General features: G+C 60.0%; 1 pseudogene. It reads left to right on the forward strand.

Annotated features, from left to right (window positions below):
* Positions 1 to 313: pseudogene (locus SB764_RS38655) on the forward strand (hypothetical protein); the annotation flags it as partial.
* Positions 314 to 375 lie beyond the last annotated feature (62 nt).

Below are 375 nucleotides of genomic sequence, written 5' to 3' on the forward strand. Positions count from 1 at the left end.
CGGCGAATTCCTGATCCTGATGGGCTCGTTCGTACAGACACCGTGGATCAGCGCCATCGCTACATCCGGCCTGGTATTCGGCTCGGTCTACTCGCTGATCATGATCCACCGCGCCTACTTCGGCCCGGCCAAGTCCGACACCGTCCTGCAAGGGATGGATGCTCGCGAACTGATCATGGTGCTCGGCCTTGCGGTACTGCTGATCTACATCGGCGTGTACCCGCAACCGTTCCTGGACACTTCTGCCGCAACGATGCATGGCGTGCAGCAGTGGTTCGGCACCGCCTTCTCTCAACTCGCTTCGGCCCGGTAAGAGCGCTATGGAATTCACGATCCAACACTTTATCGCGCTTGCGCCGCTGCTGATCACCAGCC

It is taken from the genome of Paraburkholderia sp. SIMBA_027 (assembly GCF_046535315.1).
Lineage (GTDB): Bacteria > Pseudomonadota > Gammaproteobacteria > Burkholderiales > Burkholderiaceae > Paraburkholderia > Paraburkholderia tropica.